Origin of the sequence: Pseudocitrobacter vendiensis (genome assembly GCF_943590815.1) — a bacterium.
Classification (GTDB): Bacteria; Pseudomonadota; Gammaproteobacteria; order Enterobacterales; family Enterobacteriaceae; genus Pseudocitrobacter; species Pseudocitrobacter vendiensis.
In genome coordinates this window covers 17471-43590 of the sequence record NZ_CALSBS010000023.1, presented here as the reverse complement: position 1 = coordinate 43590, position 26120 = coordinate 17471, and the positions used below count along the sequence as shown (strand labels likewise).

General features: G+C 51.0%; 26 protein-coding genes, 2 pseudogenes and 1 riboswitch. Of the genes and pseudogenes, 16 read left to right on the top strand and 12 right to left on the bottom strand.

Translation table 11 applies throughout. The features are described 5' to 3' along the window. Positions 1 to 42 precede the first annotated feature (42 nt). Complete coding sequence (locus NMC31_RS19715; protein WP_015962987.1) at positions 43 to 435, bottom strand: YgiW/YdeI family stress tolerance OB fold protein; 393 nt, start codon at positions 433 to 435, stop codon at positions 43 to 45. A 153-nt stretch (positions 436 to 588) separates the two neighbouring features. Here NMC31_RS19715 and qseB point away from each other — a divergent pair, with 153 nt between their 5' ends. Together qseB and qseC are read left to right on the top strand one after the other, a co-directional pair. After that, positions 589 to 1248 (top strand): quorum sensing response regulator transcription factor QseB, encoded by a 660-nt coding sequence (gene qseB, locus NMC31_RS19710; protein ID WP_253898928.1) that lies wholly within the window; start codon positions 589 to 591, stop codon positions 1246 to 1248. Beyond that, on the top strand, positions 1245 to 2594 hold the full coding sequence (gene qseC, locus NMC31_RS19705) for a quorum sensing histidine kinase QseC (protein WP_253898927.1): 1350 nt from the start codon (positions 1245 to 1247) through the stop codon (positions 2592 to 2594). The genes qseB and qseC overlap by 4 nt, the downstream gene beginning before the upstream one ends. A gap of 44 nt (positions 2595 to 2638) precedes the next feature. Here the strand turns inward: qseC and NMC31_RS19700 are convergent, their stop codons facing one another. The 3 genes from NMC31_RS19700 to NMC31_RS19690 are packed head-to-tail and all read right to left on the bottom strand — an operon-like array spanning position 2639 to position 4165. Next, positions 2639 to 2968: a DUF2645 family protein gene (locus NMC31_RS19700; RefSeq protein WP_253898926.1), complete on the bottom strand. Its 330-nt coding sequence runs from the start codon at positions 2966 to 2968 to the stop codon at positions 2639 to 2641. A 4-nt stretch (positions 2969 to 2972) separates the two neighbouring features. After that, a complete protein-coding gene (locus NMC31_RS19695; protein ID WP_253898925.1) occupies positions 2973 to 3683 on the bottom strand; it encodes a hypothetical protein in 711 nt (236 codons plus the stop codon). 2 nt (positions 3684 to 3685) lie between these two features. Continuing rightward, a complete protein-coding gene (locus tag NMC31_RS19690; protein ID WP_253898924.1) occupies positions 3686 to 4165 on the bottom strand; it encodes an Hcp family type VI secretion system effector in 480 nt (159 codons plus the stop codon). 352 nt (positions 4166 to 4517) lie between these two features. On the opposite strand from NMC31_RS19690, the gene NMC31_RS19685 reads away from it, so the two are divergent. After that, positions 4518 to 5099, top strand: a complete 582-nt coding sequence (locus NMC31_RS19685; protein ID WP_149463862.1) for an NAD(P)H-dependent oxidoreductase — start codon at positions 4518 to 4520, stop codon at positions 5097 to 5099. A 30-nt stretch (positions 5100 to 5129) separates the two neighbouring features. Next, positions 5130 to 5444 carry a putative quinol monooxygenase gene (locus NMC31_RS19680; RefSeq protein ID WP_015962980.1) on the top strand — a complete coding sequence of 105 codons (315 nt, stop codon included), beginning with the start codon at positions 5130 to 5132 and terminating at the stop codon, positions 5442 to 5444. A gap of 104 nt (positions 5445 to 5548) precedes the next feature. On the opposite strand, the pseudogene NMC31_RS19675 reads toward NMC31_RS19680, so the two are convergent. After that, positions 5549 to 5983: pseudogene (locus NMC31_RS19675) on the bottom strand (glycoside hydrolase family 88 protein); the annotation flags it as partial. Between NMC31_RS19675 and NMC31_RS19670 the strand changes: the two are divergent. Next, positions 5984 to 6265: pseudogene (locus NMC31_RS19670) on the top strand (helix-turn-helix transcriptional regulator); the annotation flags it as partial. It lies immediately after the preceding pseudogene. Between the two features lie 34 nt (positions 6266 to 6299). Here the strand turns inward: NMC31_RS19670 and parE are convergent. From parE to nudF, 5 genes are read right to left on the bottom strand one after another with little or no spacing between them, the layout of a single operon-like run. Next, positions 6300 to 8195, bottom strand: coding sequence for a DNA topoisomerase IV subunit B (gene parE / locus NMC31_RS19665; RefSeq protein WP_253898923.1), 1896 nt, complete (start codon positions 8193 to 8195; stop codon positions 6300 to 6302). 27 nt (positions 8196 to 8222) lie between these two features. Beyond that, on the bottom strand, positions 8223 to 8798 hold the full coding sequence (yqiA, locus tag NMC31_RS19660; protein WP_015962974.1) for an esterase YqiA: 576 nt from the start codon (positions 8796 to 8798) through the stop codon (positions 8223 to 8225). Next, entirely contained in the window at positions 8798 to 9625 is an 828-nt protein-coding gene (gene cpdA / locus NMC31_RS19655; protein ID WP_253898922.1) for a 3',5'-cyclic-AMP phosphodiesterase, read from the bottom strand. The genes yqiA and cpdA overlap by 1 nt, the downstream gene beginning before the upstream one ends. Before the next feature lie 25 nt (positions 9626 to 9650). Further along, entirely contained in the window at positions 9651 to 10070 is a 420-nt protein-coding gene (locus tag NMC31_RS19650) for a DUF1249 family protein (RefSeq protein ID WP_015962972.1), read from the bottom strand. Continuing rightward, the gene (gene nudF / locus NMC31_RS19645) at positions 10067 to 10699 is read right to left on the bottom strand and encodes an ADP-ribose diphosphatase (RefSeq protein WP_149463872.1); all 633 of its coding nucleotides are present in this window, start codon (positions 10697 to 10699) and stop codon (positions 10067 to 10069) included. The genes NMC31_RS19650 and nudF overlap by 4 nt, the downstream gene beginning before the upstream one ends. 200 nt (positions 10700 to 10899) lie before the next feature. On the opposite strand from nudF, the gene tolC reads away from it, so the two are divergent. From tolC to dsbI, 6 genes are all read left to right on the top strand, one after another. Next, a complete protein-coding gene (gene tolC / locus NMC31_RS19640) occupies positions 10900 to 12318 on the top strand; it encodes an outer membrane channel protein TolC (protein ID WP_149463873.1) in 1419 nt (472 codons plus the stop codon). 170 nt (positions 12319 to 12488) lie between these two features. Next, positions 12489 to 13160: a DUF1190 family protein gene (locus tag NMC31_RS19635; protein WP_253898921.1), complete on the top strand. Its 672-nt coding sequence runs from the start codon at positions 12489 to 12491 to the stop codon at positions 13158 to 13160. 5 nt (positions 13161 to 13165) lie between these two features. Beyond that, positions 13166 to 14326, top strand: a complete 1161-nt coding sequence (locus tag NMC31_RS19630; protein ID WP_149463875.1) for a glutathionylspermidine synthase family protein — start codon at positions 13166 to 13168, stop codon at positions 14324 to 14326. A 535-nt stretch (positions 14327 to 14861) separates the two neighbouring features. Then, on the top strand, positions 14862 to 16658 hold the full coding sequence (gene assT / locus NMC31_RS19625) for an arylsulfate sulfotransferase AssT (protein WP_253898920.1): 1797 nt from the start codon (positions 14862 to 14864) through the stop codon (positions 16656 to 16658). A 12-nt stretch (positions 16659 to 16670) separates the two neighbouring features. Next, entirely contained in the window at positions 16671 to 17339 is a 669-nt protein-coding gene (locus NMC31_RS19620; protein ID WP_253898919.1) for a thiol:disulfide interchange protein DsbA/DsbL, read from the top strand. Positions 17340 to 17354: 15 nt separating this feature from the next. After that, the gene (gene dsbI, locus NMC31_RS19615) at positions 17355 to 18029 is read left to right on the top strand and encodes a protein-disulfide oxidoreductase DsbI (protein ID WP_253898918.1); all 675 of its coding nucleotides are present in this window, start codon (positions 17355 to 17357) and stop codon (positions 18027 to 18029) included. A gap of 107 nt (positions 18030 to 18136) precedes the next feature. On the opposite strand, the gene ygiD is transcribed toward dsbI, so the two are convergent. Further along, a complete protein-coding gene (ygiD, locus tag NMC31_RS19610) occupies positions 18137 to 18925 on the bottom strand; it encodes a 4,5-DOPA-extradiol-dioxygenase (RefSeq protein ID WP_253898917.1) in 789 nt (262 codons plus the stop codon). 191 nt (positions 18926 to 19116) lie between these two features. Here ygiD and zupT point away from each other — a divergent pair, with 191 nt between their 5' ends. The 5 genes from zupT to NMC31_RS19585 all read left to right on the top strand — a co-directional run bounded on the left by zupT (position 19117) and on the right by NMC31_RS19585 (position 25086). Continuing rightward, on the top strand, positions 19117 to 19890 hold the full coding sequence (gene zupT / locus NMC31_RS19605; protein WP_253898916.1) for a zinc transporter ZupT: 774 nt from the start codon (positions 19117 to 19119) through the stop codon (positions 19888 to 19890). A 318-nt stretch (positions 19891 to 20208) separates the two neighbouring features. Further along, positions 20209 to 20772 (top strand): fimbrial protein, encoded by a 564-nt coding sequence (locus NMC31_RS19600; protein WP_253898915.1) that lies wholly within the window; start codon positions 20209 to 20211, stop codon positions 20770 to 20772. Positions 20773 to 20832: 60 nt separating this feature from the next. Further along, on the top strand, positions 20833 to 23280 hold the full coding sequence (locus NMC31_RS19595; protein WP_253898914.1) for a fimbria/pilus outer membrane usher protein: 2448 nt from the start codon (positions 20833 to 20835) through the stop codon (positions 23278 to 23280). Positions 23281 to 23293: 13 nt separating this feature from the next. Continuing rightward, positions 23294 to 24022: a fimbrial biogenesis chaperone gene (locus NMC31_RS19590; protein ID WP_253898913.1), complete on the top strand. Its 729-nt coding sequence runs from the start codon at positions 23294 to 23296 to the stop codon at positions 24020 to 24022. Further along, positions 24019 to 25086: a fimbrial protein gene (locus NMC31_RS19585; protein ID WP_253898912.1), complete on the top strand. Its 1068-nt coding sequence runs from the start codon at positions 24019 to 24021 to the stop codon at positions 25084 to 25086. Before NMC31_RS19590 ends, NMC31_RS19585 begins: the two co-directional genes overlap by 4 nt. Positions 25087 to 25175: 89 nt before the next feature. Here the strand turns inward: NMC31_RS19585 and ribB are convergent, their stop codons facing one another. Further along, positions 25176 to 25829, bottom strand: coding sequence for a 3,4-dihydroxy-2-butanone-4-phosphate synthase (gene ribB / locus NMC31_RS19580; protein ID WP_015962961.1), 654 nt, complete (start codon positions 25827 to 25829; stop codon positions 25176 to 25178). A 105-nt stretch (positions 25830 to 25934) separates the two neighbouring features. Next, positions 25935 to 26084, bottom strand: a riboswitch (FMN riboswitch). Positions 26085 to 26120 lie beyond the last annotated feature (36 nt).

Sequence of the window (26120 nt, the reverse complement as noted above, 5' to 3'; positions counted from 1 at the left end):
AAAAAATGCGCCAGCAGCTATGAAGCCGATGGCGCTTTAGGATTACGGTTTCAGTTTCTGAATCTGTTTGACGTCGATTTCAACTGAGTTCCAGTCTTTATCCACTTCACCGCGAATTTCCACTTTATCCTGCGGGGTGACGGTCAGACCGTTCCAGCGTTTGTCGTCGATATCTACGTTGATGGTGCCGGTTTCATCTTTGAAGGTATAGAGATCGTCAGAGATACGCTCAACGATAGTCCCTTTCAGCGTAACCCAGGTGTCATCACGCAGGGTTTTCGCATTGGCAACGGTGGTTGCTGTGCCATCCGGGCCGACGAAGCCGCCGCTTTGTGTTGACGTTGAATTTGGGCCGGAAAAACCGCCTTGAGTGTTAGCCAGAACCGGGGTAGCGATCAGTGCCAGGACGGCAGCCATTGCAGCAAGTTTCTTCATGATATTTTCTCCCTTAAATTTCATTATGAAAGCCATTAAACAGGATAATGCTTAACGACTTCTTAAGGTAAAAATATTCTTTTTTTTACTGTACAGCGCAGGTCTGATAAGGGTTTACTGGCTTTATTAAAGCAGAGTGGCAAGGAGAGCGTGATGCGAATTTTACTGGTAGAAGATGACAAACTGATCGGCGATGGGCTCAAAACCGGCCTCGGAAAAATGGGCTTTACGGTCGACTGGTTTACGCAGGGCGAAGAAGGGAAAGTAGCCCTCGACAGTGCGCCCTATGATGCAGTCATTCTCGACCTCACCCTGCCGGGCATTGATGGGCTGGATATTCTGCGCAGCTGGCGAGAAAAGTCGCATCATGAGCCGGTATTGATTCTTACTGCACGCGACGCGCTCAGCCAGCGTGTTGAAGGCTTACGCCTCGGTGCCGACGACTACTTATGTAAGCCCTTCGCGCTAATTGAGGTCGCCGCCCGGCTGGAAGCCCTAATCCGTCGCGCACATGGGCAGCCGAGCAATGAACTGCGTCACGGCGCGGTGACGCTCGATCCAGGCAAACTTACCGCCACGCTCAACGGCGAACCTCTGGCCCTTAAACCGAAAGAATTCGCCCTACTGGAGTTGCTGATGCGTAATAGCGGACGCGTGCTGCCACGCAAACTTATTGAAGAAAAGCTCTACAGCTGGGATGACGACGTCACCAGTAACGCCGTGGAAGTGCATGTACATCATCTGCGTCGCAAGCTGGGCAGCGAGTTTATCCGCACCGTACACGGCATCGGTTATACGCTGGGGGCGCAGTGAAACTGTTTCCCCGCCTCAGCCTGCGCGTTCGCCTGACGCTGCTGTTTATGCTGCTTTCCGCCGCCGCATGGCTCTGCGCAAGCCTGGTGGCCTGGCATCAAACCACCAATAAACTGGATAAGCTCTTCGATACCCAGCAAATGCTGTTCGCCAAGCGCATCAGCGCGATGGATTTTACCGACATTCGTAGCTCCCGGCAGTTTATCCGCGCACCAAAAAAGGTCAAACACGGGCATCTTGATGACGATGTGCTGGCCTTCGCTGTTTACGCGATTGACGGCAGAATGGTGATGCACGATGGCGAAAACGGCCCGTTCATCCCTTATAGCTATCGCCGGGAAGGATTTGACGACGGCAATCTGATCAATGATGACGATCGTTGGCGCTTTCTATGGCTGACCACTGCCGATAAAAAATACCGCATCGTCGTCGGCCAGGAGTGGGAATACCGCGAAGAGATGGCGCTGGACATCATCACGTCGCAGCTTACGCCGTGGCTGGTTGCGCTGCCGGTGATGTTTTTACTGTTGATCCTGCTGCTTAGCAGCGAGCTGCGGCCGTTGAAAAAATTAACGCTCACCCTACGCCGACGCTCGCCAGAAGATGATACGCCACTCGATACGAAAGGCGTACCTAACGAGGTGCGCCCGCTGGTTGATGCTCTCAATCACCTTTTCCATCAAACCCATGAAATGATGATCCGCGAGCGACGGTTTACCTCCGACGCCGCTCACGAATTGCGTAGCCCCTTAACCGCGCTGAAAGTGCAGACTGAAGTGGCGCAGCTGTCACAAGATGATACCGACGCGCGCGAGAAAGCGTTGTCACAGCTGCATGAAGGAATCGACCGCGCCACTCGCCTGGTGGAACAGTTGCTCACCCTCTCCCGTCTCGATTCACTGGATAATCTGGCCGACGTTCAGACTGTCCAGCTGGAAGAGTTGCTGCAATCTGCGGTGATGGATATTTACCACAGCGCCCGGCGTGCCGGAATCGAAGTACGCTTACACCTCAATGACATCAGCATTGCCCGCACCGCGCAGCCCCTGCTGCTCAGCCTGCTGGTGCGTAATCTGCTGGATAACGCCGTGCGCTACAGTCCAACGGGCAGCGTTATCGATGTAACGCTGGAACAAAACGGTTTTACCGTACGTGACAACGGTCCGGGCGTGTCGCCGGAAGCGCTGGCGCGAATGGGCGAGCGTTTTTATCGCCCGCCAGGGCAAGAGCAAACAGGCAGCGGATTGGGATTGTCAATTGTGCGGCGCATTGCGTCTCTCCACGGTATGACGGTGAATTTCGGCAATATTCCTGAAGGCGGGTTTGAAGCGCGGGTGCGTTGGTAGGATTGAGACAATTGTTAGATTATTTTTAGGAAAGTAAAGGTAATCTAACAATAATCGTACCGTCCCCAGAAAAGCCACCACCCATTAAAAATAATAGACAGCAATACAAATATATATATGAAAAGATTAAAAAAGCGGCGAAGATATACATAACGAAATATAATCACCACAACGGGAGTGGCAAAGAAAAATAAAAAAACACAATATTGCAGTAATCTTGAATCATTTGAAACGTGAGGGATACCACATAAATTATCACCTTCACTGAGCATCCAGCTATATTTATTAATCGAAAATAACTTATTAGCAATCCAATATGAAAAAAGAACATATATCACTGCTTCAAATATGTCCTTGAAATGGCTATTGCGCATGATATTACTCCCTTAAGAGCTTCTGTATATGTGGTCTAATTTCCAATAACCGCATACCATATGATATAAAACTGTATTTCTCTGCCCCTTTAGCTGTCTTGCTATTAATCAACTGCGTAAAATCACTCAATTTTCTATGAATCCCTCGGTTGTATCTTACACCCGCCATAATAAATTGCTCATCACTTAAGTAAAGTGTCGATGCATATGGATAATCATACAGAATGAGGTCACGTAAATGCCTTGCGGTAATCGAAAGGTTAAAATCATCCTCCAGAAGGCATGTTGCCAGTTCCAACTGATCCCTCGTTGTCAATTCCGAAGGGTCTAAACCCAATGTAAGCGCAGCAACCCTGATTTGAACAGCAACAGAACCAAAAGATGTTTTTTCAGCTGACATTCCGAATACACCTAACATTCTCTTAGCTTCAAAGACCTGAAACTTAAAATTTTCAGGCATCCCTCCAGACTCAATCCAGGCCACACCGCCTAATAGTTCAGGCCTAATTCCCGCATTATTTGCATGTGCAATAATTTTGTCTTTGTTATAAAGTACATAAGCATCTTTGTAAGCATTCAGATAGTAAACGCCACTGCTGTCCTTGACATTGTTAAACCCAAACTTCCAATATAAAACATCAATATCATTCCACTTTCTGAAATGGGATTTAGAAATATCGCAAAATCTATTTTGCATAACATTAAATCTATTCATATTCAAAAAATCCTATCCTCCCAAAGGCTATAACCTTCGGAGCCGGCACCATGGTGCTTCCATGTAATATCTTTATATACAACAGTAACAACTTCCTCTGGTTGGTTTCCTGCATAATTTAATACATGAGGATAACAAGAGGATATATTAGAAATATGAGCACCATTAATTGATACTGTATAAAAAAGTTCAACACCACCACCTTTGTATGTTCTGTAAAAATTAAAAACTACGGACAATTCCTCATTTTCAGATATCGCCATACCTAACAATGGAGAGGATTTATCAATTGGCTTAAAAAATTTTATTGGGTGATGAATTGTATTATCTATTCTGCTTAAGGAATGCTCCAACTGTAATACAAAAATCTCATCACAATGAGTTGACTGATATTTATTGCCAATAGATTCAAACGTTCCACATCCAGCAGAGATCAAGCCTTGTTTCTTACCTCGTATTGATGCATAAATCAAATTTGCCATACTCGCCTCCTATAATGATTGCGTAAATAATTTTTTGCGTTAAATAAATTATTGATAAATGTCTCTGACTACCTGAAAAATAATGCAATACGATAGATGAATGGATACCATCAATATTTGGATAACTAAAAGCGATGACTTGCCGAAGCATATTTCGTTTTGATTATGCAGAAAAGTGGCGAGGCTACAACTTCTGAAAAATCAGAATACGTTTACTCAAGTTCTACCCACACGCTTCTATTCCAATAACATTATTGCTCATACAGCAAAAGACTTTGCACATTTTGCTCATATTCACGCTTCGTCATGAGGGGTATTATAACGGCCAAACGCTTTATACCGAGGACGAAAAATGAGCAACATCTTGATTATTAACGGCGGAAAAAAATTCGGCCACTCTAACGGTCAACTGAACGACACCATGACCGAGGTCGCGGAAAGCTTCCTGCGCGACGCCGGGCATGAAGTTAAGGTTGTGCGCGCCGACAGCGATTATGACGTGAAAGCCGAAGTACAAAACTTCCTGTGGGCCGACTCCGTAATCTGGCAGATGCCGGGCTGGTGGATGGGCGCACCGTGGACCGTGAAAAAATATATCGATGACGTGTTCACCGAAGGCCACGGCGCACTGTATGCCAGCGATGGCCGTACACGTTCCGACGCCAGCAAAAAATATGGCTCCGGCGGTCTGATTCAGGGCAAAACCTATATGCTTTCCCTGACCTGGAACGCACCGATGGAAGCGTTCACCGATAAAGAACAGTTCTTCCACGGCGTGGGCGTAGACGGTGTCTATCTGCCGTTCCACAAAGCCAACCAGTTCCTGGGAATGGAAGCGCTGCCAACCTTTATTGCCAACGACGTCATCAAAATGCCTGACGTTCCGCGTTATATTGCAGAATACCGCGAGCATCTTGGTAAAATTTTTGCTTAACTGGGAAGCTGGATTAAGAAGGAGTTTACTATGTTGACAGTTATTGCAGAGATCCGTACTCGTCCGGGCCAACACCACCGTCAGGCGGTTCTGGATCAGTTCGCGAAAATCATCCCGACCGTTTTGCAGGAAGAAGGCTGCCACGGCTACGCGCCGATGGTTGACCATGCGGCGGGCGTGAGCTTCCAGACCACGTCACCCGACTCTATCGTGATGATTGAGCAGTGGGAAAGCATCGCGCATCTTGAAGCACACCTGCAAACCCCGCACATGAAAGCCTACAGCGAAGCGGTGAAAAACGACGTGCTGGATATGTCTATTCGTATCCTGGAAGCGGGCGTTTAAGCTTTAGTCTGAATGTTGTGCCGGGTGGCGCGTACGCTTACCCGGCCTACAAAGGATTGCCAGCTAATCCAGGTCCGGTAAACGCAGCGCCAACGGGCATTACCTCACCAGTACAATTTCCAGCTCTGTGTCATCCGCACCAGCGCTTCAACGTAGAAATAATCCCCCCAGCTACTGCACTCATCCACGCCCTTATTCCCGGCTAAATGGTAGACTGAGTGTTTCAGCAGACCATTACCCGGCTCGTCTAACCCCGTCAGATAATGCTTCGTCAGCGACGACATCATCCCCATCGCCCATTGCTGATAACGCGCGCGATCCGGATCGGTAACTGGCAGAGATTTCACCAGTTCCAGTAGTCCACACACCGCAATCGCTGCCGAAGAGGAATCACGTAGCGCATCGGTTCCCTGTAATGCCAGATCCCAGTGGCATACTGCATCTTCCGGCAGACGATTAAGAAAATAGTTCGCCAGCTTTTTCGACAGGCTAATCAATTCCTTGTCCCCGGTGTAGAGGTAACTCAGCATAAAACCGTAAAAAACTATCGGCAAAAATTCAGCCTCGATTAGCTGGCGCAGGATCTCGGTAAATCGCGCAGCTATCTTTCACGGCGCTTTCACATTGAGACCGGGGAATATATCCATAACTATTTGAATACGATAAGGCTGCGGCGAGCCTGCGAGTTATTACTACATAGCGCGATGAGCGTGGCGGAGGTGGCAAGCCAGGTCGGGTTTGCCGATACCACATGGTTTATCAGCTCGTTTAAGAAAGGGATTGGAGAGACGCCGTTACAGTACCGTAAAAATCACCGATGAAATAAAAAAACCCTCTCCGAAGAGAGGGTCTGAATCAGGCCTCAATATCCGCCATATCGCCTTTTTCCTGCAGCCAGTTGCGACGGTCTTCCGAACGCTTCTTGGCCAACAGCATATCCATCACCGCATTGGTCTGCTGTTCATCTTCATCATCAATAATCAGCTGTACCAGACGGCGCGTGTTCGGATCCAGCGTGGTTTCACGTAGCTGCATCGGGTTCATTTCACCCAAACCTTTAAAGCGCTGTACGTTCGGTTTACCTTTCTTACGCTTAAGCTGCTCCAGTACACCCACTTTCTCTTCTTCGGTCAGGGCGTAATAGACTTCTTTACCGAGATCGATACGGTAAAGCGGCGGCAGCGCCACGTAAACGTGCCCCTGTTTAACCACCGAGCGGAAGTGTTTCACAAACAGCGCGCACAGCAGTGTAGCGATGTGCAGACCATCGGAGTCTGCATCTGCAAGGATACAGATCTTGCCGTAGCGTAACTGGCTGAGATCGTCGCTGTCCGGATCGATACCGATCGCCACGGAAATGTCGTGCACTTCCTGAGACGCCAGTACTTCATCGGAAGAGACTTCCCACGTGTTGAGGATCTTCCCTTTCAACGGCATGATCGCCTGATATTCACGATCGCGCGCCTGCTTGGCGGAGCCGCCTGCGGAGTCACCTTCCACGAGGAAGAGTTCAGTGCGGTTGAGATCCTGTGCGGTGCAGTCTGCCAGCTTGCCAGGCAGCGCCGGGCCGCTGGTCAGCTTTTTACGCACCACTTTTTTCGCCGCGCGCATGCGGCGCTGAGCGCTGGAGATCGCCATTTCGGCCAGCATTTCAGCGGCCTGAACGTTCTGGTTCAGCCACAGAGAAAACGCATCTTTCACCACGCCGGAAACAAATGCCGCGCACTGACGAGAAGAGAGACGTTCTTTCGTCTGGCCGGCAAACTGCGGGTCCTGCATTTTCACCGACAGCACGTACGCGCAGCGTTCCCAGATATCGTCCGCCGTAAGCTTCACACCGCGCGGCAGAATATTGCGGTATTCACAGAATTCGCGCATTGCGTCGAGCAGACCCTGACGCAAACCGTTAACGTGCGTACCGCCCTGCATCGTTGGGATTAGGTTAACGTAGCTTTCGGTCAGCAGTTCGCCGCCTTCCGGCAGCCACAGCAGCGCCCAGTCAACCGCTTCCGTTTCACCAGAGAACGTCCCGACAAACGGCTGTTCAGGCAGCGTCGGCAGGCCGTTCACCGCTTCTTTCAGGTAATCCGTCAGGCCGTCTTCATAACGCCAGCTCTGTTCGGTGTTGTTTACTTTGTCTTTAAAGACGATTTCCACGCCAGGGCAAAGCACCGCTTTCGCTTTCAACACATGGTTGAGGCGCGAAACGGAGAAGCGCGGGCTATCGAAGAAGCTTTCGTCCGGCCAGAAGTGGACGCTGGTGCCGGTATTGCGTTTACCGCACGTGCCGGTCACCTGCAAATCTTCCACTTTCTCGCCATTTTCAAAGGCGATGCTGTAGACCTGACCATCGCGACGCACATTCACTTCCACGCGTCGGGACAAGGCGTTAACCACCGAAATCCCTACGCCGTGCAGGCCGCCGGAGAACTGGTAGTTTTTGTTAGAGAACTTACCACCCGCATGCAGGCGACATAAAATCAGCTCGACTGCCGGTACACCCTCTTCCGGGTGAATGTCGACCGGCATGCCGCGCCCGTCATCGATAACTTCCAGTGACTGGTCAGCATGAAGAATGACTTCGACACGTTTTGCGTGGCCCGCCAGCGCTTCATCGACGCTGTTATCGATCACTTCCTGACCAAGATGGTTAGGGCGTGTGGTATCCGTGTACATCCCCGGACGGCGGCGAACCGGCTCAAGCCCGGTGAGTACCTCAATGGCATCAGCGTTATAAGAAGATTGTGTCATGATCTGTTCGTAGGTAATGGGAGCGGCTTAATGCAGCCCCAGAAAGTCGATAATCTGTGTGAAGTGATCTTCAAAGCCCACAAATGCGTGATTACCGCCCTCCTCTACCGTTTGGCGGCAGGAGGCGAAATAGTCAACGGCCTGGCGGTAATCAAGCACTTCATCGCCCGTTTGCTGCAACAACCAGATGAGATCCGGTGCTTCCAGCGGGTCAATTCGCATCACTTTGAGATCGTAAATATGGCGAGACTCTAGCACATAATGCTCACCGGTGTAGGGATTCTCGTTCGGACCGAGGAAGTTCGTCAGCAGCTCATACGGGCGTATCGCCGGGTTCACTACCACAGCGGGCAGCATGAAGCACTGCGACAGCCAGGTCGCGTAATAGCCGCCCAGCGAGGAGCCGACCACACCCAGCGGTTCGCCACCGTGCTTTAACACCAGCGCTTCCAGCATTTCTGCGGCTTCAGCGGGATAAGACGGCAGTTGTGGGATCACCATGGTGATATCCGGGTAGTGCTCCGCCAGCCACGTTTTCAGCGCCGTCGCTTTGGCAGACCAGGGCGAGCTGTTAAACCCGTGCAGATAGAGAAGCGTAGCCATCAGTATCCTTCTGACGCCGTATCCGGGTGAAACTCCGACCCGGCAAGGCGGCAAACTTCGGTGGTCAGCGTGCCATCAGCATGCAGCTCCAGCCAGCGCCAGCCTGGAGAAACGGTATCCAGCGTAAAGTTGGCGCAATGCGGCTTAAACTGCACGCAGGTGGACGGGGTCGCCATCATCCGGCGGCCGTTCCAGTCGAGGTCGAGTTCCTGATGGATATGGCCGCACAGCAGGTTCTTCACCTTCGGGAAGTTCACCAGCACGTTATCCAGCGATGCCGCGTTGCGCAGGCTGTGCTGATCGAGCCAGCTACATCCCGCCGGCAATGGATGATGGTGTAACAGCAGCAGCGTGTTACGCTCCGGCGCTTCCGCCAGGCGCTTTTCCAGCCACTCCAGTTGAAATTCGCTCAGTTCGCCATGGGGCACACCAAAGACCTGGCTGTCGAGCAGCAGGATTTGCCAGTGTTCACCCACCATGACGCGCTTGGCCGGGGAGATGCCTGCGTCCTGAAGCGTATTGTACATAGCGGGTTGGAAGTCATGGTTGCCAGGCAGCCAAACGCAGGGCGCAGAAAATCGCGCGATGCCTTCAGCGAAATGCTGATAGGCCGCGGAAGTGTGATCCTGCGCTAAGTCGCCGGTTGCGACAACCAGATCGACTTCACGCTGCGAAGCGGTGATCGCTTCGAGCACGGCGTGATAACTGTCCCAGGTATTCACGCCCAACAGCGTTTCACTTTTTTTAGCGAACAGGTGAGTATCAGTAATTTGCAGTAACCTGACACTGGCCCCACCAGCCAGAGGAAGGTTTAACAGGCTTTCCAAATGGTGTCCTTAGGTTTCACGATGCTTAAACCGGAATCGCCATCGCTCCATATGCTAAACAGTAACGTAACCAGTCAGCCAGAAACTGGTTAATTTGATGCTTTTCGTCGCGTTGATGCAACTTTTTATTAGGATAATCATAACGTGCTTTGAAGCGAAAAATCTGCTGACTCGAACACACTTCAGCCACCATAGCATCATGATAGAGTCGTACCGTCATTGACGGTAGACTCCAGTAGCTGACCTTTGGGTGCGTCTGCTCTATCTCAACCAGCGTGGTATAACGCGTCGATTCGACAATCGTTAACCGATATTGCGCATTCGCCACCTGATAGTTCACTGCATCGCCGGGCGTATCAGTACGCGGCAGTAATCGGCGTAGCTGGGCGAAATTGGTTTCGCACAGCCGCATCATTTCAGGGAAGTCAGGTGTATAGCGCTTCATTTTAACCACTCTTGTCGTAAGTCTTGATAATGCAGTTGTAGCCATTGCAGAGCGATGACCGTCGCCGCGTTGTCGATTTTTCCCTCTTCTACCCACTGATAAGCGCGTTCCCGACTTACCACATGAACCCGAATATCTTCGTTTTCTTCCGCGAGGCCATGAATACCTTTGGCCGTCGTTGCGTCCACTTCGCCCGCTAATATAGAGAGGCGCTCACTGGTTCCCCCAGGGCTTGCCAGGTAACTCAGCATTTTTTTCGTGCGCCCCACGATTAAGCCCGCTTCTTCCACTGCTTCCCGGCGCGCCACATCTTCAATGGTTTCGCCTTCTTCAATCATACCGGCCACCATCTCCAGCAACCACGGGCTTTCGCTGGTGTCGTAGGCGGCGATGCGGATCTGCTCAATCAGCACAACTTCATCCCGCACAGGGTCAAAGGGTAGCAAGACTGCAGCGTGACCGCGCTCAAAAATTTCGCGTTTTACCTCGCCACTCATTTCTCCGTTGAATAAACGATGACGAAAACGATACAAATCAAGCGAAAAAAAACCGCTGTACAGCGTTTCCCGTGCAATAATTTCTACATCGTTTTTCGAGAACGTAACCACTGAGTCATTCGTCTTAGTCATGATTGGTTCCAATTGCATTTGTGCGGAAATTGTGGATTTCGGGTCAGTTTGGCTACCGTTTAGCTGACTGTATGCTAGATTGATGCAAATTAACGCCGCATGGCACATTACGCCAACTTTTTAAACTGTCAGACTCTGATACAATCGGCGAATATTTTTCTGAATTAGATCAGCGCTAAGCTTCACAACAAGGAATGCAAATGAAGAAATTGCTCCCCATCCTTATTGGCCTGAGCCTTACAGGTTTCAGCGCAATGAGCCAGGCAGAGAACCTGCTGCAAGTGTATCAGCAGGCGCGTTTAAGCAACCCTGACCTGCGTAAATCCGCAGCAGACCGCGACGCGGCCTTTGAAAAGATCAACGAAGCGCGTAGCCCACTGTTACCACAGCTTGGCCTGGGTGCTGATTATACCTATAACAACGGCTATCGTGACAACAACGGTGTGAACTCAAACGTGTCCAGCGCGTCTTTACAGTTAACGCAAACGCTGTTTGATATGTCGAAATGGCGCGCCCTGACGTTACAGGAAAAAAGTGCCGGTATTCAGGATGTAACCTATCAGACTGACCAACAGCAGCTTATTCTGAACACCGCGACGGCCTACTTTAACGTGCTGAGCGCGATTGATGCGCTTTCCTATACTGAAGCGCAGAAACAAGCTATCTACCGTCAGTTGGATCAAACCACTCAGCGCTTTAACGTCGGTCTGGTTGCTATCACCGACGTTCAGAACGCCCGTTCACAGTACGATACCGTGCTGGCGAATGAAGTGACCGCGCGTAACAATCTCGACAACGCCGTTGAAGCGTTGCGTCAGGTCACCGGTAACTACTACCCGGAACTCTCTTCGCTGAACGTTGACAGCTTCTCTACCGACAAGCCGAAAGCGGTCAATGCGCTGCTGAAGGAAGCGGAAAGCCGCAACCTGGCACTGCTGCAGGCGCGTCTGAGCCAGGACCTGGCCCGCGAGCAGATTCGTCAGGCTCAGGACGGTCACCTGCCGACTCTGGATTTGAACGCATCAACCAGCGTGTCGAATACCAAATATGACGGCAGCAAAACCGGTGGCAGCACTTATGCTGACCGCGATATCGGCCAGAACTCTATCGGCCTGAGCTTCAACCTGCCAATCTACAGCGGCGGTTCGGTGACCTCTCAGGTGAAACAGGCGCAGTACAACTTCGTTGGCGCAAGCGAGCAACTGGAAAGCGCGCACCGTACCGTGGTTCAAACTGTGCGTTCTTCCTTCAATAACGTCAATGCCTCTATCAGCAGCATCAACGCTTATAAACAAGCCGTTGTCTCTGCGCAGAGTTCATTAGACGCGATGGAAGCCGGTTACTCAGTCGGTACTCGTACCATCGTTGACGTGTTGGATGCCACCACCACGCTGTATAACGCTAAGCAGCAGCTCTCCAGTGCGCGTTATAACTACCTGATTAACCAGCTGAATATCAAATCTGCCCTCGGTACCCTGAACGAACAGGATCTCCAGGCGCTGAACAGCACGCTGGGTAAACCGGTTTCAACGACACCTGAGTCTGTTGCCCCGGAAAACCCGCAGCAGGACGCTTCAGCCGATGGCTATAACGGCGCGACCACTACCGCGAATCGTTAAGCACAAGGCCGCATAAAAACGCCACGCCGAACACGCGTGGCGTTTTACATTGCGCAGAACGTAAGGCAACGTAAAGATCCCCCTGTTTATTCCCCTTCTCGCTTCATTTTCAACCAGTCATCCACTATCCTGAGCGCTAATGCTTTACCACTGGGTCCAGGAAGATAACGATGAAACGGACAAATAATATTAAGCACGCCGCTTTTCGCAAAAGCTGGAGTGCGCGTCATTTAACACCGGTTGCTTTCGCCGTCACCGCCGTCTTTATGCTGGCAGGCTGTGAGCAAAGTGACGAAACGGTCACCCTGTATCAAAACGCGGACGACTGCTCGGCAGCCAACCCGGGGAAAGGTGCGGAATGTACCACCGCCTTCAATAACGCACAGAAAGAAGCGGAACGTACTGCGCCGAAATACGCCACCCGCGAAGATTGCGTCGCAGAATTCGGTGAAGGTCAGTGCCAGCAAACGCCAGCTCAGGCAGGTGTTGCACCAGAAAACCAGGCACAGGCGCAAAGCAGCGGCAGCTTCTGGATGCCGTTGATGGCCGGTTATATGATGGGCCGTATGATGAGCGGCGGCGCGGGCTTCCAGCAGCAGCCAGTGTTCACATCCAAAAATCCATCCAGCCCGGCGTATGGTAAATACACCGATGCCAGCGGCAAAAACTACGGTGCCGCACAGCCAGGCCGCTCCATGACCGTTCCGAAAACTGCGATGGCGCCAAAACCGGCGACCACCAGCACGGTCACCCGTGGCGGCTTTGGCGAGTCTGTTGCTAAGCAGTCGACAATGCAGCGTAGTAGCGCCTCCGGCGCGTCTTCTCGCTCAATGGGCGGCTAAGTCACATGGAAAGAATCACTATTACAGAGCGCCCGGACTGGCGCGAAAAAGCCACTGAATATGGCTTTAACTTCCACACCATGTACGGCGAGCCGTACTGGAGCGAGGAAGCGTATTACAAACTAACCCTGGCCCAGGTTGAAAAACTGGAAGAGGTCACCGCCGAGCTGCACCAGATGTGTTTAAAAGTGGTGGAGCGCGTGGTCGCCAGCGATGAGCTGATGACCAAATTCCGCATTCCGAAACACACCTGGGGCTTTGTGCGTCAGTCGTGGCAAACGCATCAGCCTTCGCTCTATTCGCGCATGGATCTGGCGTGGGATGGTGCAGGCGAGCCGAAGCTACTCGAGAACAACGCCGATACGCCAACCTCACTGTACGAAGCGGCGTTTTTCCAGTGGATCTGGCTGGAAGATCAGCTCAATGCCGGTAACCTGCCGGAAGGGAGCGATCAGTTCAACAGCCTGCAAGAAAAGATCATTGAGCGCTTCACCGAGCTGCGTGAGCAGCATGGTTTTCAACTGCTGCACCTGACCTGCTGTCGCGATACCGTAGAAGATCGTGGAACCGTGCAATATCTGCAGGACTGCGCGGCAGAAGCGGAAGTGGCCACCGAATTCCTGTATATCGAAGATATTGGCCTGGGTGAAAAAGGTCAGTTTACCGATCTTCAGGATCAGGTTATCGGTAATCTCTTTAAGCTCTATCCGTGGGAATACATGCTGCGCGAGATGTTCTCAACCAAGCTGGAAGACGCTGGCGTGCGCTGGCTGGAACCGGCATGGAAGAGCATTATTTCCAACAAAGCGCTGCTGCCGCTGCTGTGGGAAATGTTCCCGGATCACCCGAATCTGTTACCCGCTTATTTTGCCGAAGATGATCATCCACAGATGGACAAATATGTGGTGAAACCTATCTTCTCCCGCGAAGGCGCTAATATTTCGATCATTGAGAACGGAAAAACGCTGGAAGAAGTTGATGGCCCTTACGGTGAAGAAGGCATGATCGTGCAGCAATTCCATCCGCTGCCAAAATTTGGCGACAGCTACACGCTGATTGGCAGCTGGCTTATCAACGATCAACCTGCCGGGATCGGTATTCGCGAAGACCGCGCGCTGATCACGCAGGATCTCTCTCGTTTTTATCCGCATATTTTTGTGGAGTAAGCTTTGTTTCTGATACCGCCCCTTCGCAGGGCGGTATTTTCTCTTCGCGCCAGCGGCGAATCATCTCCAGCAACGCCTCTCTTTCCTGCCGACAGGCGCGGCGCTCACGCCTGATATAGTAAAAAGCATATCCCGCCAGTACAGCGATCAAAGCCATCCAGTGCCACGCTATATACATTTATTCATCCTTAAAAGTTAAATTTAATTCACATTCAATATTCTTATTTCACATAAACATATTTTTATTTGTTTTCTCATTAAGATTATCCTGTTAACTATCATAAGAATAAATAACAGAATGCCATGATGAAAGAGATACATTTCACTATTTAAAACAATGCAATCAAGATCACACTCCATAACAATAGCGGTTGTGATTGATATATCACAACCCTACTATCCCAATGACTAAAGTCGCTCCATATATTTATCAAAAACATATTTAAAAAGAAAAGATAGATTTCATTTTTATCCAGCTAAAACGATGTTTGTTTTCTCATAAATAATCCACGGGAATATATAAGGAAATATCGTTATGTTTAATCAATATCGAAAAACGTTCCTCGCGGGCGCGGTGGCGCTTACCTTTAGCGTATCAAGCGCAGGTGTACTGGCCGCAGGTTTTCAACCAGCCCCACCAGCGGGTCATTTGGGGGCAGTTGTTGTTGATCCCTACGGTCACGCCCCCTTAACCGCGCTGGTTGAACTCGATAGCCACACTATCTCCGATGTAAAAGTCACCGTACACGGTAAAGGCGAGAAAGGCGTGCCTATCAGCTACAGCGTGGGTGATGAATCGCTGAAGAACTACGACGGTATCCCTATTTTTGGGTTGTATCAGAAATTTGCCAACAACGTCACCGTGGAATGGAAAGAAAATGGCAAGTCGATGAAAGACGACTACGTGGTGCAGACCTCCGCTATCGTCAACCACTATATGGACAACCGCTCTATCTCTGACCTGCAACAACCGAAAGTCATTAAAGTCGCGAAAGGTTTTGAAGATCGCCTCTATATGGTGAATACCCATACCTTTACCGCCCAGGGCTCTGACCTGCACTGGCACGGCGAGAAAGCAAAAGACGCCGGTATTCTCGACGCGGGCCCGGCAACCGGCGCACTGGCCTTTGACATCGCGCCCTTCACCTTTGTGGTCGATACCGAAGGGGAATATCGCTGGTGGCTGGACCAGGAAACCTTCTACGATGGGCATGACCGTAATATCAATAAACGCGGCTACCTGATGGGTATTCGCGAAACGCCACGTGGAACCTACACGGCGGTGCAGGGCCAGCACTGGTATGAATTCGACATGATGGGCCAGGTACTGGAAGATCACAAACTGCCGCGCGGTTTTGTCGATGCCACCCACGAATCTATCGAAACGTCGAAAGGCACTGTGCTGTTGCGCGTAGGCAAACACAGCTATCGCCGCGATGACGGCGTGCACGTCAACACTATCCGCGACCATATTCTGGAAGTCGATAAATCAGGCCGTGTGGTTGACGTCTGGGACCTGAACAAAATTCTCGACCCTATGCGTGATGCTCTGCTTGGCGCGCTGGATGCCGGTGCCGTCTGCGTAAACGTCGACCTGGCGCACGCGGGCCAGCAGGCGAAACTTGAGCCAAACACACCGTTTGGTGATGCGCTGGGCGTAGGGCCGGGACGCAACTGGGCGCACGTTAACTCGATTGCTTATGATGCCAAAGACGACTCCATTATTATTTCTTCACGCCATCAGGGCGTGTTCAAAATTGGCCGTGATAAGCAGGTGAAGTGGATCCTTGCACCGTCCAAGGGTTGGAATAAACAGCTTGCGGACAAACTGCTCAAACCGGTTGATGATAAAGGAAAACCGATTAGCTGCGATGAAAACGGCAACTGCCAGAACAGTGATTTCGACTTCACCTATACCCAGCATACCGCGTGGCTCTCCAGCAAAGGCACACTCACCGTCTTTGATAACGGCGATGGTCGCCATCTGGAACAACCTGCCCTGCCAACGATGAAATATTCCCGTTTCGTGGAATATAAAATCGATGAGAAAAAAGGCACCGTCCAGCAGGTTTGGGAATATGGCAAAGATCGCGGCTATGACTTCTACAGCCCGATTACGTCTGTCATCGAATATGAAAAAGATCGCAACACGATGTTTGGCTTCAGCGGTTCAATTCATTTATTCGACGTTGGTCAACCGACCATTGGTAAACTCAATGAAATTGACTACAAAACTAAAGAAGTGAAAGTCGAAATCGACGTTCTGTCGGATAAACCGAATCAAACCCACTATCGTGCAATGCTGGTTCATCCACAGCAGATGTTTAAATAATAAGGAATGGCTATGTCTACGAAATGGATAAAAACATTATTCACGAGTGTGGTGCTCACTGCCGCGCTGGTGACGTCCTTTGCAGCATCGGCGTTCACCGAAGGCACGGACTACATGGTACTGGAGAAACCGATTCCTGATGCCGATAAAACGCTGATTAAAGTCTTCAGCTACGCCTGCCCGTTCTGCTACAAGTACGACAAAGCGGTGACCGGCCCGGTGTCTGAAAAAGTGAAAGATGTAGTGGCCTTCACGCCATTCCATCTGGAAACCAAAGGCGAATATGGCAAACAGGCCAGCGAAGTCTTTGCCGTGTTAATTGCAAAAGATAACGCCGCAGGTATTTCCCTTTTTGATGCTAACTCACAGTTTAAAAAGGCGAAATTCGCTTACTACGCAGCCTATCACGACAAAAAAGAGCGCTGGTCTGAGGGTAAAGATCCCGCCGCCTTTATCAAAACCGGCCTTGATGCCGCAGGGATGAGCCAGGCCGATTTTGAAACCGCACTGAAGGAACCGGCGGTTCAGGAAACGCTGGAAAAATGGAAAGCAGCCTACGATGTGGCCAAAATCCAGGGCGTTCCGGCCTATGTTGTTAATGGTAAATATTTGATCTACACCAAGAATATTAAATCCATCGACGCTATGGCAGACCTGATTCACGAACTGGCAAGCAAATAACACAGGGAAATGCTTATGGCTTTCATTAAGGGATTATTGAGAGACCTGCGCAAAACGCCGGTCGATACGCTGGTGAGGTGGCAGGAACGGCGCTTTCTGTGGCTGTTTATGGCTATCGCAATGGGCGCGCTTATCGTGCTGGCGCACTCATTCTTCCAGATCTATCTCTACATGGCACCGTGCGAACAGTGTGTTTATATTCGCTACACTATGTTTGTGATGGTGTTTGGCGGCGTGATTGCGGCGATAAACCCCAAAAACATTATCCTGAAACTGATTGGCTGCGTGATGGCGTTCTACGGCAGCATTATGGGAATTAAGTTTTCGATCAAACTGAACGGTATCCACTATGCGGTGCATAACCCGGATCCCGACGCGCTGTTTGGCGTGCAGGGCTGTTCAACAGATCCCACTTTTCCCTTTAATCTGCCGCTGGCGCAGTGGGCGCCTGAATGGTTCATGCCGACCGGCGACTGCGGCTACGATGCGCCCATCGTGCCAGATGGCGTCACGCTTAGCAGCACTCAACAGTGGTTTATTGATTTGTACCAAAGCTCAGAAGGCTGGTATCTCCTGCCGCCATGGCACTTTATGAACATGGCGCAGGCGTGCATGCTCGCGTTCGGTACTTGCCTGATACTGCTGCTGATTATGAGCGCAGCCTGGGGTATAAAGCTTATCAGAGGATGAAACAAGCCTGATGGCGCAACGCTTATCAGACCTACCGACAGTCCGCAACTCATTGACAGGGCGGGCTATTCGTAGGCCGGGTAAGCGCAGCGCCACCCGGCAAAAGATCACCCAATCTGAACGGACAACATGCTTAAGCTTCCCATCTCCAGCCCGTCCACCGGAATCGTGATAGGCTCTTCGCCATCCCATGCTCCCAGCACATACAGCAGCGGCAGGAAATGATCTGCCGTAGGGTTCGACAATGATCCCCCTTCATGCTCCAGATAGTTCACCAGCGGATGCTTCTCCAGCGCGCCTTTCCAGTTCAGGTTAGCTTTCACATAGTCGTTAAAGGACGTTGCCCACGGGTATGGCGTGCCATCACCGTGCCATTTCGCGGTCCGCAGGTTATGCACCACGTTGCCACTGGCCACCAGCATAACGCCTTCATCGCGCAGGCTGGCGAGCTTACGGCCCATCTCCATATGCCAGGACGCAGGTTTGGTGCTATCGATGCTTAACTGCACCATCGGAATATCCGCGTTCGGGTACATCTTAATCAACACGCCCCAGGAGCCGTGGTCAAAACCCCAGGCTTCATTGTCCAGTGTCACAGGCACCGGTGACAACTGCTCAACTAATTTCTGCGCTAATGCCGGAGACCCGGGCGCCGGATAGTGAATGTCATACAGCGCCTGCGGGAAGCCGCCAAAATCATGAATCGTTTTCGGTGCTTCCATGGCCGTCACACCCGTTCCACGTGTGAACCAGTGTGCAGAAATGACCACAATTGCTTTTGGACGAGGTAACGTCTCGCCCAGGTGCTGCCAGGTGCGGGTATAGATGTTGTCTTCCAGCACGTTCATCGGGCTACCGTGACCTAAAAACAACGCTGGCATTCGGGTACGAGACATGGTGTTATCCTCATAAAGAGTACGATGTAATAACACTACATTAACCTGTTTTAGACAGGGTGAAACTCAGATAAGCGTGATGATGATCTTCAGAAAATTTGAATGTAAGCTGGAGTAAAGACGCAATGAGTCTCTCGAAATGGACGACAACTTTTAGTATAAATGATAATCATTATCATAAGGAGTAAGCGATGTCGGTACCCTTAATTTTGACCTTATTAGCGGGTGCGGCCACGTTTATTGGCGCGATACTTGGCGTTATCGGACAAAAGCCCTCTAACCGCGTGCTGGCATTTTCGCTGGGCTTCGCGGCGGGTATTATGCTGCTGATTTCCCTTATGGAAATGCTGCCTGCCGCACTGCATACCGAAGGCATGTCGCCCGTGCTGGGCTACGGTATGTTTGTCGTCGGCCTGCTCGGCTATTTCGCGCTCGATCGCCTATTGCCGCACGCACACCCGCAGGATTTAGCCCCTGCGGATGTTAAACCCCTGCCGCCCAACATCCGGCGGACGGCGGTTTTACTGACGCTGGGCATCAGCCTGCATAACTTTCCGGAAGGCATTGCGACGTTTGTTACAGCCAGCAACAACCTGGAACTCGGCTTCGGCATCGCATTCGCCGTTGCACTACATAATATTCCTGAAGGACTCGCGGTTTCCGGGCCCATTTATGCGGCTACAGGCTCAAAGCGCAAAGCGGTATTCTGGGCGGGTATTTCTGGGGTGGCGGAAATCCTTGGCGGCGTGCTGGCATGGTTAATTCTCGGCAGCCTGGTCTCCCCGGTCGTGATGGCAGCCATTATGGCGGCCGTTGCAGGGATTATGGTCGCGCTGTCAGTGGATGAATTGATGCCGCTGGCCAAAGAGATAGACCCGAACAATAACCCCAGCTATGGCGTTCTTTGCGGTATGTCCGTAATGGGACTAAGCCTGGTCTTGTTACAGTCCATTGGGCTTGGTTAATATTAGCGCCGTGCTGGGGTTACAGCACGGCGTAATGGGTTAGCTAATATTGTGTCACAAAATTTAGTCTGAATTTTTTAGCTATCGTTGTGAACTATGAGCAAATCATGATAATAACCATGATTATTACGTAATCACGCCGCACTAATATAATCACCAAACTAATATTATATTTAAATAATATTATCAAAGATAATAATTTAATTTTTTCAGATTATCCTGTTTAGTTTTTCTAAGCCTTCACTGATATCCCTTACGATATAATTGAGATGTTGATATTTAGCACAAGCCTATCTCATTATATTACAAGGATATTCTATGATTTCAGGAAAGAAAACACTGTTAGCGTTACTATTAAGCGCACTCACCTCTGGATACACACTGGCTGATGTTGATGGCGGTGGCGGCAAAATTACGTTTACAGGGCTGGTTATCAGCGCCCCTTGTGCTATTCAGGCAGACGATGTCGATAAGCAGGTCAATTTGGGTGAAGTGCCGGCAAGCTACATCAATGCTAACACCCATTCTGAAGCCGTAGACTCCAGTCTACACCTCATTAACTGCGACTTACCGAATTCCGATAACGGTAGCGGAGCGAATGTCACCAAAGTTGACGTGACCTTCAGCAGTGGCAGCGTGGAACCCTCAGATACCAGCCTGTTGACGAACACTTATGCCAGCGGTGCAACCAACGTTGGAATACGTTTGCTGGATAAGAACAGCAGCAATATCACTTTAGGTACAGCGCAAAGCCTCGATCTTATCGCATCGTCACAAACCCAAATTCTGCCGTTTAAAGCCTGGATGGAGAAAGTTGGTGCTGCCGATGTCACGCCGGGTGGCGTAACAGCAACAGCGAATTACACGCTGACCTATAAGTAATTGATGGCGGCCATGAAGGCCGCCTCACTATATCATTGCAATAGCCCCGGTAAGGATGCCATGGACACTTGCAAGCTTCTGGTTCTAAGCAGTGGTTTATTATTCGCCACTTCGGTCCACTCTGTAGAATTCAATCTCAATGCTTTGGATAAATCCATGCGCGACAGCGTGGATATTTCACTGCTCAAAGAGAAGGCGGCGATTGCGCCTGGAAACTACTTTGTTTCAGTCGCAGTAAATAAGAATCTTATTTCTGCCGGCCAGGAGCTTAGCTGGAAAGCAAAAGATAATGCAGTCACGGTATGCATTCCTGTTGAACTTGCCGATCAATTAGGTCTGAAAGAAAACATTCGTGCCGCGCTAACGTTAGATAAGGGCTGCGTTGATTTCAGTAACCACCCTACCATTCAGTTCTCACTCGACAGTGCGAATCAGCGTCTGGATATCACTATTCCTCAGGCATTGCTCTCCTGGAAATCGGACAACTGGATGCCCCCCTCCTCCTGGGATGCGGGCGTGGCGGGCTTGCTGCTGGATTACAATTTGTTTGCCAGCACCTATCGACCTCATCACCGCGAGCACACTGAAAATATTAACGCTTACGGTACGGCAGGGCTGAATGCGGGGGCCTGGCGCCTGCGTAGTGACTATCAGATTAGCCAGAACCACAATGGCGAAAGCTCGCAAACGACACGCGGCCTCTCGCGCACCTATCTTTTTCGTCCACTTCCTGCACTTGGTGCCAGACTCACGCTGGGCGAAACCGATTTCAGCTCCAGCATCTTTGATGCCTTTGCCTACAATGGTGCAGCGCTCGCCAGCGACGATCGCATGCTTCCCTGGGAGCTTCGTGGCTACGCGCCACAGATAAGCGGCATCGCCCAGACTAACGCCACGGTGACGGTCAGCCATGCCGGACGCGTTATCTACCAGACAAAGGTGGCGCCAGGTCCTTTTATCATCAGCGACCTCAACCAGTCGGTACAGGGAACACTGGACGTCAAGGTCACCGAAGAAGATGGCCGGGTCAACAGCTTTCAGGTTTCTGCTGCTTCTACCCCCTTCCTCACCCGGGAAGGACAGGTTCGCTATAAGTTGGCCGCCGGGCGTGCACGCCCGGACATCTCGCACCACGTCGTTGATGATACCTTCATCAGCAGCGAAGCTTCATGGGGCATGCTCTCCAATACCTCCGTTTATGGCGGCGTGCTGGCCGCAGGAAGCGACTATCGTTCAGTTGCATTGGGGATTGGGCAAAATATGCTCTGGTTGGGCGCGTTATCCTTCGATGCCACACATGCCAGCAGTACTTTCGAGGATGGCCACACAGAAAAAGGTCTCAGCTATCGCCTGAATTACAGCAAACGTGTTGATGCAACAGACAGCCAGATATCACTGGCGGCCTATCGTTTTTCCGAGCGCGAGTTCCACAGCTACGCTAACTTTATCGCTCATCAGTATAACGACGCCGACACCCAGGATGAGAAGCAAACAATCAGTCTCTCGTTTAACCAGCCTATTACCCCGCTTAATCTTAATCTTTACGTCAGCGCACTGCGCCAGAAATGGTGGGACGGCGATAGCTCTACGACAGCCAGCATCACGGCGGGATATAACTTCGATCTCGGTAAATGGAAAGGACTCACCCTCTCCACCTCATGGAGCTCTACGCGTTATGAAGAGAGTGGCACGGATAACCAACTCTACGTGTCACTCTCTATTCCTTTTGGCTACAGTCGACGCCTGAATTACGACATGCGCAACAGCGCAACCACCAGCAATATGCTGAGCTGGAGCGACGCATCAAATCCACGCAATACCTGGGGCGTTTCTGCCGGTGTGGAAACAGATAAACCGGATAACGGCAGTCAATTCCGTGGCAACCTTCAGCACCTCACATCGCTTGGCGATTTGCAACTTGCCGGAAGTTACGCCGCCAGCGATTACAGCTCATTAAGTGCCAGTTGGAACGGTTCCATCACCGCCACCCGCCACGGGCTGGCAATGCATCGCAGAAGCTTCGGTAATGAACCCCGCATAATGATCGATACCGATGGTGTATCGGATGTACCTGTACAAGGCGATTTCAATCGAACCAACCTTTTGGGCTATGCCGTGGTGCCCATGGCAGGAAGTTATCAGCCGACTTCCATTGCGGTGAATATGAATCAGTTACCGGATGGCGTCACCGTCAACGAAAGTATTACCCGGGAAGCCTGGACGGAAGGTGCAATCGGCTATAAAACCGTTGCCTCACGCGCGGGGAGTGATGTGAGTGTGATATTACGTACAGCCGATGGCGGCTATCCGCCACTGGGGGCCGTGATTCAACAGTCTGAAGGCAATGTTGATGTCGGAATGGTCAGTGAAGAGGGCCATGCCTGGCTCGGTGGGATTAAAGGCAACCAGCAATTTAGCGTGATCTGGGGAAAAAACCAGCGCTGCTCGCTCTCACTTCCGGATGATTTAAGCGTTTTAAAACAACATACTATTTTACCTTGTCATTAATTAAGGATGAAAGATGACACTCTTTAAAGCCATGTCTATTTTAGCGTTGATACTCCCGCTGGCGGGCCATGCTGCTATTCAGCCCGACAGGACGCGTATCATCTTTAGCTGTAATGCTAAGGCCAGCAGCCTGAAGCTCGAAAACCAGAGTAAAAAGCTCCCATATCTCGCCTACTCCTGGATTGAAAATGAGCAGGGCCAAAAGGACGATCGTTATTTTTCAGCACTCCCGCCAATTCAGCGTCTGGAACCGGGTAGCCAGACACAGGTCCGTATTGTGAAACAGGCAAGCGTGGGGGCACTTCCTTCAGACAGAGAAACCCTGTTTTACTTTAACGTGCGAGAGGTCCCACCGGCGCCAGAAAACAGCAGCGGAGCAGTCGTGCAACTTGCCGTTCAATCCAGGTTAAAGCTTTTCTGGCGGCCCGAGGCCCTCGCAAAAACACCCGGCGTGAATATTGAGGAACGCCTCACGGCATCGCAGGTCGCCCATACGCTTCGCGTCAACAATCCTACAGGTTATTACGTCACTCTGGCTTTTTTTGGCAAAGATGACTACAGCCCCTTTGATGGGTTCAAGAGCACAATGATTGCCCCCTTTTCTGCGACCACGATCAGCGCAGGAAGCTATGCGGGCAGTACATTTTCGTTAGGATATATCGACGATTACGGCGCAATGCGCACGCTCAACGTGCGTTGCCACGGGGAGTGTGAGGTCAGTGCGCCGGAGAAGAGAAAATGAAGCGCATTTTGCTCCTGATGACACTTCTTTTGCTTACGCTCATTCCTGTGCGCGCGGCCCTGGCTGTCAATTGCTATCTTGCTTCAACTGGCGGCCCGGTTGAGGGATTCACAAATATTGAGCCCTTTGCTGTGCCAAATAATGCAAAACCTGGCGACAAAATCTGGGAAAGTAACGATATTAAAATCCCGGTTTACTGCGATACGGGCACTGCGCCAAACTTCAGCAATGAAAATATTTATGCCTGGGTGAACCCCTATATCGCCATCAATGACCCCTATTACCAGCTTGGCGTAACCTATGAAGGTGTGGATTACGATGCCTCTCAGGGCAGTACCGGCATTGATACACATCAGTGTCTGGACAATAAACAATTCGAGATCTACACCCCTGAGCAAATTAAAGCAGCCGGCTGGGAGCACTATCTTTGTTCAGGTGATGTGAACAATATCCACTATTCTCGTACCTTTACTGCACGTATGAGGCTGTATGTGAAGGTTATTACAATGCCCCCTCACGATTACAGGAGCAGCATTAGCGATTACATACTGGTGCAGTTTGACGGCGTCGGTGGCGTAAACCAAAACCCAGAAGCGAAGAACCTTAAGTACCACGTCACCGGGCTGGACCAGATTCGCGTACTGGATTGCAGCGTCAATTTCAGCATCTACCCGGAAAATCAGACCATTGATTTCGGTACGTTTAACAACATGGAAATTAATCACAAAACGCTAACCCGTAGTTTCTCGGTCAAAACGACAAAAAATATCGCGAATAACGAATGCACTGATACCTTTAAAGTCTCTTCCTCGTTCTACACCACTGAAACACTGGCAGATGACGATACTTCCCTGAGATTAGGTAATGGCCTGCAACTTAAAATTCGCGATACGGAAAAGAACGCGTTTTACACCTACAACGAGTACACAGAATACGCTGATTTCGATCCCTCTTTATTGATGCGGGAAAAAACATACCAGGCGGAACTGAGTCAGGTCGCAGGGGAAACGGTAAAAACGGGGCCGTTCGAAACGGTGGTGCTGTTTAAGATTAACTACAACTAAAAACAAAAAAGCCCGCGAGGCGGGCTTTATCGCCGGATACGGCATGAATGCCTTATCCGGCCGGCGAACAGCGAGCGGTGAATCGGGAATTAACTTGCTTTACGCTCATGTGCCTGGCGATAAGCCACCAGATCTTCGATGGTCACCAGTGCCATATTGTGTTTGCGAGCAAACTCGATGCACTCTGGCGCACGCGCCATGGTACCGTCGTCGTTGGTCAGTTCACACAACACGCCTGCCGGTTTGAAGCCAGCCAGAGAAACCAAATCGATGGTCGCTTCAGTGTGGCCGCCACGAGTCAGTACGCCACCCTGCTGCGCGCGCAGCGGGAAGACGTGGCCGGGACGGTTCAGGTCAGACGGTTTGGCGCCGTCGGCAATCGCTGCGCGAACGGTAGTCAGGCGGTCAGCGGCAGAAACGCCGGTGGTCACGCCGTGTGCCGCTTCGATGGTAATGGTGAAGCCGGTTCCATACGCGCTGGTGTTGTTCTCTACCATCATTGGCAGATCCAGCTGTTTACGGCGTTCTTCCGTCAGGCACAGACAAACGATGCCGCTACCGTGACGGATAGTCAGCGCCATTTGTTCAACAGTCATGTTTTCGGCGGCAAAGACCATGTCGCCTTCGTTTTCACGGTTTTCGTCGTCCAGCACCATTGCGCCGCGGCCTTCGCGCAGGGCAATCAATGCGTTTTCAACGCGTTCAAAAGCAGTACCAAAAGAGGAAAGTAGCGTCTGATTCATGGTAAAAAAACCTCGTTAAAATTATGGTTACCAGAATCAGGGCAGTCTTAGGAGTGCCGGTTTAGCGGCAAATGGATAACGCGAGCGGGCTCAGCCCGACTGGATCGTTACTCTCTCCCATCCGGACTCTAACCGTCGGCCCCGGAATTACACCGGATCTGCTGACCTTCCAATTCGCACCGGAAGCGCTCGCGGGCTTTCAGCCGTAGCTGATTTACCGCCGGTGGGGAATTTCGCCCCGCCCTGAGAATAAGCGTACTCACTATAACCCCATTGACTATCTTCGGCAAT

Excerpts from the sequence above, each read along its gene's own strand:
- qseB (WP_253898928.1), top strand. The coding sequence starts at position 589 with ATGCGAATTTTACTGGTAGAAGATGACAAACTGATCGGCGATGGGCTC.
- ribB (WP_015962961.1), bottom strand. The coding sequence starts at position 25,829 with ATGAATCAGACGCTACTTTCCTCTTTTGGTACTGCTTTTGAACGCGTT.
- NMC31_RS19595 (WP_253898914.1), top strand. The coding sequence starts at position 20,833 with ATGGACACTTGCAAGCTTCTGGTTCTAAGCAGTGGTTTATTATTCGCC.
- yqiA (WP_015962974.1), bottom strand. The coding sequence starts at position 8,798 with ATGGCTACGCTTCTCTATCTGCACGGGTTTAACAGCTCGCCCTGGTCT.
- NMC31_RS19700 (WP_253898926.1), bottom strand. The coding sequence starts at position 2,968 with ATGCGCAATAGCCATTTCAAGGACATATTTGAAGCAGTGATATATGTT.
- NMC31_RS19650 (WP_015962972.1), bottom strand. The coding sequence starts at position 10,070 with ATGAAGCGCTATACACCTGACTTCCCTGAAATGATGCGGCTGTGCGAA.
- NMC31_RS19635 (WP_253898921.1), top strand. The coding sequence starts at position 12,489 with ATGAAACGGACAAATAATATTAAGCACGCCGCTTTTCGCAAAAGCTGG.
- tolC (WP_149463873.1), top strand. The coding sequence starts at position 10,900 with ATGAAGAAATTGCTCCCCATCCTTATTGGCCTGAGCCTTACAGGTTTC.
- ygiD (WP_253898917.1), bottom strand. The coding sequence starts at position 18,925 with ATGTCTCGTACCCGAATGCCAGCGTTGTTTTTAGGTCACGGTAGCCCG.
- NMC31_RS19685 (WP_149463862.1), top strand. The coding sequence starts at position 4,518 with ATGAGCAACATCTTGATTATTAACGGCGGAAAAAAATTCGGCCACTCT.
- dsbI (WP_253898918.1), top strand. The coding sequence starts at position 17,355 with ATGGCTTTCATTAAGGGATTATTGAGAGACCTGCGCAAAACGCCGGTC.
- zupT (WP_253898916.1), top strand. The coding sequence starts at position 19,117 with ATGTCGGTACCCTTAATTTTGACCTTATTAGCGGGTGCGGCCACGTTT.
- NMC31_RS19585 (WP_253898912.1), top strand. The coding sequence starts at position 24,019 with ATGAAGCGCATTTTGCTCCTGATGACACTTCTTTTGCTTACGCTCATT.
- parE (WP_253898923.1), bottom strand. The coding sequence starts at position 8,195 with ATGACACAATCTTCTTATAACGCTGATGCCATTGAGGTACTCACCGGG.
- NMC31_RS19590 (WP_253898913.1), top strand. The coding sequence starts at position 23,294 with ATGACACTCTTTAAAGCCATGTCTATTTTAGCGTTGATACTCCCGCTG.
- NMC31_RS19690 (WP_253898924.1), bottom strand. The coding sequence starts at position 4,165 with ATGGCAAATTTGATTTATGCATCAATACGAGGTAAGAAACAAGGCTTG.
- nudF (WP_149463872.1), bottom strand. The coding sequence starts at position 10,699 with ATGACTAAGACGAATGACTCAGTGGTTACGTTCTCGAAAAACGATGTA.
- NMC31_RS19715 (WP_015962987.1), bottom strand. The coding sequence starts at position 435 with ATGAAGAAACTTGCTGCAATGGCTGCCGTCCTGGCACTGATCGCTACC.
- NMC31_RS19620 (WP_253898919.1), top strand. The coding sequence starts at position 16,671 with ATGTCTACGAAATGGATAAAAACATTATTCACGAGTGTGGTGCTCACT.
- NMC31_RS19630 (WP_149463875.1), top strand. The coding sequence starts at position 13,166 with ATGGAAAGAATCACTATTACAGAGCGCCCGGACTGGCGCGAAAAAGCC.
- assT (WP_253898920.1), top strand. The coding sequence starts at position 14,862 with ATGTTTAATCAATATCGAAAAACGTTCCTCGCGGGCGCGGTGGCGCTT.
- NMC31_RS19600 (WP_253898915.1), top strand. The coding sequence starts at position 20,209 with ATGATTTCAGGAAAGAAAACACTGTTAGCGTTACTATTAAGCGCACTC.
- NMC31_RS19680 (WP_015962980.1), top strand. The coding sequence starts at position 5,130 with ATGTTGACAGTTATTGCAGAGATCCGTACTCGTCCGGGCCAACACCAC.
- NMC31_RS19695 (WP_253898925.1), bottom strand. The coding sequence starts at position 3,683 with ATGAATAGATTTAATGTTATGCAAAATAGATTTTGCGATATTTCTAAA.